Below are 6,150 nucleotides of genomic sequence, written 5' to 3' on the forward strand. Positions count from 1 at the left end.
AAGCGCGCACGAGCCTGCCATAATCACGTTTATTGGCGTATAGATGACGCCGCTGCTATTCTCTCCGTCTCGCGGATCATAATAGAAATAGCCGCTTTTTGGGAAGCGAAGCACTCGGTCATACAGATACTCCGTGTGTTCTAGTGCCACGCTATCTTGCATACCCTCGACTCTAGCCTGCGCGGCCGAGCCTAGGCGCTCATTGACCGCCTCAAAGCAGCTAGGCATCGCCTCGTCGATCGCGAAATTATATAGATAATGATTAGCTCGCCAACTGATCTTAGAGTAAATTTTCTGCCCTACTTTGAGCTTGCTTAGATCGACGATGTTGCCGCGAGCATCAAGAAACTCGCGATAAATTTCAACCTTCTTATCTCGGTCGTTATCAAACGGTCTATTTATGCTAAGCGGATTGTGTTTGACCGCAGCGCTTTCATATCCAAATCCCAGCACCGTAAAAAACAGCTCGCCATTGCCGCTCATCGGCGTAAATTCTATCGCGCCGTCTTTAACCGCGAGTTTGGTATCCAGCGGCGAATTGAAATTTTTCGCCTCGCCGTCGTATTTTAATGCAAAATGGGCTTCTTTTTTTGAATCCTTAAAATACTCATCAAATCCGCGTATTACGCTTGCTCGCTCCTGCGTGTTGTTTATATTTTTTAGATCGCGAATGATCGCATCGACCGTGCGAGCCGTGCTATCATCTTTGATGCCAGCCTTGCCGAATGCGTAGAGCTTAAAGGCAGCATCTCTTATGTCGCTAGCAAATGTCAAACCCGCTCCATTATCAGCGTAATCGTAATTCGCCTCATCTATTTTTTCGAGCATAAATTCAAACTCAGTCGTCATATTGTGCTTCTTAAGTATCGCAGCCAAGGTGATACTAGCCATCGGCGAGTCTTTATAAAGATCGTTGTCGTAAACGAAATTTATCTCATCATCATCGAGTTTGCCGTATTGATCCAGCACGAAATCCGCGTATATGCGGAGCGTATCCTGATCCTTGTAGCTTGATTTTAGCGCACTAAAAATTAGCGATCTTTGCTTATTGCTAAGGAATTTATAGCGCGCGTCAAGCTCTAGTAAAACGTCGCTTGCGTAAATCGAAGCGTAGTAATTAGTAACGCCGTGAGCACTCCAGTAGCCGAAACTGCCGCTAGGTTTGAGGCGAGATAGAATTCTACTTGCATACTCGTTTACGCGGTTGGTTAAGGTTTTATTGGAGTCTTTGCGTGCGACATAATCAACCGCTACCATCTTTGAAGTAAGCTGCTCGGTGCAACCGTAAGGATAGAGATATAGCTCGTCCGCTAGGCTAAAAGCATTAGGCGTAGCGCTGATGTGAGTATAAATTTCTTTATAGCTCGGATCGATTTTGAGCATTACCGGCTTATCGCCGTAGCTTACGTGAAATAGCTTCGAGCGCGGAAACTGGCTGATTATGTCAAATTCTACATCGCTACTAAATTTCTGCCCGTTTGCGTCAAGATCAAATTTAATATTTGCATCCGCAATATCAAGCGCGCTCGCGGTGAAGCTTAGGTGCTTGACCTCAAGCGGTTTAAGCGTGAAATTTGCCTCGCCACCGCTTATAGCAACCGAAGGAGATGAGCTGATTTTTAAGACCGCCTTTTGCTCTTTGTCAGTTGTATTGATGAGCGTTAGCGGCACGGAAATTTCATCGCCTCGCACCATGTAGGTTAGATCGGCGGGCTTTATGATCACGTCGTCTCGGACCTTGGCTTCGACGTTTGCCGAGCCGATCGTAGCCGCCTCTCCGATAGCCATGGCGCTTAGTCGGATCGTGGAGTTAAAATTTTTCGGCATTGCAAGCTCAAATTTCGCCTCGCCGTTCGCGTTCGCTTTTGCGATCAGCATTTTGATAAATTTTTTCTGCTTTTTGTTTTCGACCGGGCTTAAATTTCGTTTAGCCTTCGCCATCACGCCGTCGCCGCCGAAGCTTAGCTCTTTAGCAGTAGTTTGATACACACTAAGATCATCGTAAATGTCGAAGTATCGCAGCGCAAAATACGCGCTAACGTCAAACGCCTTAAATGCATCGAGCTCCTCTTGTGAGACGATATCTAAAATTCCAAGATCGACTGCGTAGAGCACCACTTTGGAATTTGGCTCGCTTTTTACGCTGATCTGCGCGTTTTGCCCGTTTTTGTAGCTTTTCTCGGCTAGGATTTGCACGCTAGCCTTGTGCGAGCTCGCATCTAGCGCCACCGGCAAGTTTGCATAGGCTCTAAGCGGCATCGCAGCGGGTGTCGCGGCGCGCGCGATTACAGCGTTGATGTGTCCGCCGACGAAATTCTCCGGCACACTAAGCTCAAATTCCGCGCTACCGCCTTTTATGGATAGAATTTTATAGTCGTAAACCTGCTCGCCTACGAGCGAGATATTTAGCACGCCGCTTTCTACCGGAGAATTGATGACGCCTTTAATTTTATCTCCGGCTTTAACCTTGTCGCTTGCGAGTTTGATTTTAGCGCTTTGCACGTCTTTAGCGTTTACCCGTCCATAATATCCCCAGCCGCTTACGTCCACGCGCACGCCAGCACTCGCGCCGCTTGAGTAATCGTTTGCGACGATTAGATAATTGCCGCCGTTTTGGAATTTGTACTCAAACTCGCGCGCATCGGTGCTAACGGCGCTTACGAGATTAAAGCTTTCTTGCTCGACGTATCTATTGCCGTCATAAACGTAAGTAAAATCGTCGCGGTAAATTTCAACGTCGATCTTGCCTTTGACGTCGGTTTTGGTTTTGGAATCTAGCAGCGCAAAGCCGAATTTTACGCTATCGCCGCTTGAAATAAAATCCTTGCTCGCGCGAATTCCTACGATACGATCATAAGGCAGATAGCTTAGGTTGCGATATGCACTTACGTTTTTACCCTCCTCAGTTACGCTGAAATTTAGTAGAATATTTATGGCGTTAGAGACATTTAGATCAGCTGCTGCCGGCGAGAGTGCAAGCTCCTTTTTACCGGCGGAGTTTAGCGTAAATTCTGCCCTGCGAAGCTGCGTAGCGCCCTTTTTCTTTAAGCGATCGTTTAGAAACGAAAAGCCCTCGTAGCCTTTAATTTTTAGCTCTTTTTCATAGGCGTTTGCTTCTAGCGAGCCTTTCAAATCTCCAGCTGGCGCGCCTGCAAGATAGTTTGAGCTTAGCTTTAAAGTTATGATCTCATCTGCGCCGTATTCATCTTTGGCAGTGAGAATTTCATTTTTAATGCGGTTTGGGACGAAATTTTCTACGCTGAAGCTTTTAGAAGCGATGATTTTGTCCTCATAGATGAGATCTAGGCGGTAAGTGCCGCTTTTCTCGCCCATAAGCTCGTCTATTTTAACGCTGCCGAACTCATCGGTGTTTTGCGCGCGCGTGATGACCACAGTGCCGCTAGGATCGTAAATTTTAAATTTAATCGGCGTATTTTTTAAAGAGCTAAAATCGCGATTTTTCATCACGATCGTGCCTAAAAGCCGCTCATTCGGGCTTATCAGCTCGCTTGCGAGATAAACGAACGGACGCTTTGCAGTAATCGTTTTCTCTACGCTTGCTACGGCGTTATTAAACAGCACGAACGCATGCTCATCGCCTTTGCTAATCTCGATAGAGCGCGGATTTTTGGCTAGAATTTCCATATTTTCTAATCTTAAAATTCCATCTCCGTCCGTTTTATCCTCCGCGATTAGCTCGTTTTTATCGCTGTAAATTTTAACCTTTGCTCTGCTTAGCTCCTCGCCATTACTAAGCCTAGAAGTATAAATCAGTGCGCCGCGCTCAAGTAGCACCACTTGAGCCGTAATGTCGCTAAGATAGGCTACGCGCGAAACCTCTTGCATCTTTTCGCCCACTTTGTAAAACGCCGTGATTTTATAAATTCCATCCTCATAGCCTTTAAAATCCATCGCGATTTTATGCTCCGCAACGGCGTTTTTAGCGCCTCCTATATCAAAGCTCTTAACCGCGATCTCGCTAGCTAACCCACCTACACTATCTTCGTTGCTTTCAAAGTTTAAAAAATACCTAAAATTTTGCTCAGGGACTTTGGCAATCGAAATTTTAACCTCATTTACGTTTGAGCTTTTAAATGCTAACGAAGCGGATTTTGGGATGAAATTTTTCTCGTCGCTAAAGGCTACGAAAGGCAGCCTGTCGCCCATTTTTACGCTTTGCCTGATCTCGTCACGCAAGATATATGAGCTATCTCCGAAGCCCTTTAGCAGCCTAATCTCGTAGCTTTTATTTGGCATAAACTCGTCGCTTACTATATCTGCATAGTAGTAGCATGAAGGATCGTCGCTTTCGCCGCCCTCTTCATCTTCGTCATAATAATAATATCGCGGCTGAGTGAGGCTAAATTTACTCACGCCTGCGATTCTTACGTATTTGGCGGACAGCTCGTCCATATAGTTAGGAAAACACACTCTAGCCGCGAGCGAGCCGTCTTTTAGAGCCGCAGGGCGGATCTGCACGCCGCTTAAATTTGAAGCGTTAATGCTATCATTAAAAGGTTCCTCGTCCGTGCGTAACTCCACCGGATTTTGCAGCTTTGCGCCTGCTTTTGAGGTGAGGGATTCTATTTGCAATACGACGTTTTGCGCCTTAGGATCGAAGCTGAATAAAAAATTCCTATCATCGTGCGAGCTAAGCTCGTAGGATATATCGTTTTGGGCTAAATTCTGCGCGCGGTAAATTCTAGTCGCTTGCTGTAGCGCGTCCTTGCTAACCGCATCGTTAAATTTAATTGCCACTAGCCCCGGACGCAGAAGCGCGATATGCTCGGTGCTAAAAGGCTCTGTCTCGAACTCAAAGCGCACCCCGCGCGCCTCGCACGAATAATTAACCCCGGCGCTAAGCATCGGCTTAGGATAGAGCCTGATTGAGCTCTCGCTCACACTTTCGTAGGTGCCCGTGATTTTGGGAGTGCATTTTAAGATCTGCTTTTGTGTGACGCTAAATCCACTGCCGTCCACCCCGCTAATCTCGTAAGCCCCGCTAGCGTATTTGATCTCTACGCCCGCGGCAAAGCTAGCCAAAGCGCAAAATAGCGCTGCGCTTAGTAGTTTTGTCTTCATAAAATTCCTTTGCAAAAATTTTACGAAATTATATACAAATTAACCTTTTATTTTCTTTCATTTACTCTAAAATTTGCTTTAGCGAAATTTGCATTTTCGTCCAAGCAGCCAAGCTCGAAATCCCCTGCGCCAAGACTTAGCGTAAAAGCCTCACCGTTAGTGCGCGCAAAATATTCTCCCGTTTTAACTTTAGAATTTGCAGGCGCTAGGCTTTGCGTGGTGAAATCTCGTGCCACAAAATTTTGCTGCGAGGAATTTTGATCCGCGAAATTTTTCGCTGTGAAATTTTGAGCCCCCGAATTTTGCTCTGTGGAATTTTGCAAGATAGAATTTTGCGACGCCAAATTCCGTGTGGCTGGATTTTTAGCTATAAAATTCCATCCCGCAGAATTTTGCTTCGTAAGATTTTGTGATTTTAAATTCTGCGACGCTAAATTTTGTCGCATAGAATTTTGTGCTGTAGAATTCTGTTCTGCAAAATTTTGCTGTGCTAAATTCTGCTTTAAATTATCTTGCTGCGCCGCGCTAGAATGCTCGAAATCCAAATCCGTGGAATTCTCCCTCGTAAACGCGGTGGAATTTAGCGCTATAAACTCCCGCGAACCGCCGCTTAGCCTGATATATACGCGCTCGCCGAAAACCGCCGTGCACTGCACCTTTAGCCGCAGCGTGCCGTCCGCGCCGGTCTCGTAGGTTTTGGCGTTGATGTCGTTTAGCACGGGCTTTACGGCGGCAAATTTAGCCGCACACCTTCCTGCGCGTACCTTTTGCGGATCGACCAGCCCGTGTTTTAGCAGATAAAAAAGCTCGCTCGTGCCGTAAATTCCGCACTCCTCGTTGGGCTCAATCCCATCGATCGTAAGATCCTCGGCGCTTTGCGCGCACTCCTTTTCGCGGTACGCGTCGGTGCATACCCGCCGCAAGCTCACGCCCACGGGGCGCGCAAACTCCACCTCGCCCAGCATGCCCGATTTATCGAGGAAGGCAAACATATTAAACGCCACTTTCGCCGCACTCACGCCACCGCTAAGATCCCTAGTCTTGGAGCCGTCGAAATTTCCCAGCCAG

At 46.9% G+C, this 6,150-nt stretch carries 1 protein-coding gene and 1 pseudogene; both read right to left on the bottom strand.

Annotated elements, in window-relative coordinates; translation table 11 throughout:
* Window positions 1-5,082, bottom strand: a 5,082-nt coding sequence (locus tag Q0340_RS09395; protein ID WP_298083094.1) for an alpha-2-macroglobulin family protein, incomplete at its 3' end; no start/stop codon positions are given.
* Window positions 5,083-5,271: 189 nt separating this feature from the next.
* Window positions 5,272-5,364 (bottom strand): annotated as a pseudogene (locus Q0340_RS12375) (hypothetical protein); the annotation flags it as partial.
* Window positions 5,365-6,150 lie beyond the last annotated feature (786 nt).

This window comes from uncultured Campylobacter sp., from assembly GCF_938045595.1.
Taxonomy (GTDB): Bacteria; Campylobacterota; Campylobacteria; order Campylobacterales; family Campylobacteraceae; genus Campylobacter_B.